The organism is Craterilacuibacter sinensis (assembly GCF_009831765.1).
Classification (GTDB): domain Bacteria; phylum Pseudomonadota; class Gammaproteobacteria; order Burkholderiales; family Chromobacteriaceae; genus Craterilacuibacter; species Craterilacuibacter sinensis.
Genome location: NZ_WSSB01000036.1, coordinates 1 through 475, shown reverse-complemented (window position 1 = coordinate 475; position 475 = coordinate 1). Strand labels below are relative to the sequence as shown.

At 59.4% G+C, this 475-nt stretch carries 1 protein-coding gene; it reads right to left on the bottom strand.

Translation table 11 applies throughout. The features are described 5' to 3' along the window. The coding region (locus tag GQF02_RS15750; protein WP_456236740.1) for an amino acid kinase family protein at positions 1 to 475 on the bottom strand (475 nt) is incomplete at both ends.

Sequence of the window (475 nt, the reverse complement as noted above, 5' to 3'; positions counted from 1 at the left end):
CTTTTTCGGTCGAGATCACGGTACCGGCTTCGCCTTTAACGATCTTCTCGATGTCCTGCAGCGCGCCGATCACGGCTTTCTTGCCGGTCAGACGGGCAAACTCGCAAGCCGCTTCCACTTTCGGGCCCATGGAGCCGGCAGCAAAGCCCAGCTTTTCCATTTCGTCCGGGTGTGCGTGCTTGATGGCTTTCGCTTCTGGCGTGCCCCAGCCGACAAATACGGTCGACACGTCGGTCGCGATCACGAAGTAATCAGCATCCACTTCGCGCGCCAGCAGGGCGGAGGTCAGATCCTTGTCGATCACGGCTTCCACGCCAACCAGCTTGTCACCCTGGTACATGGTCGGAATGCCGCCGCCGCCGGCTGCAATCACGACGGCGCCTTTTTCGATCATCCACTTGATAGGACGCATTTCGAAAATGCGCTTAGGCTTAGGGGACGGTACGACGCGGCGGAAGTATTCGCCGTCAGCCTT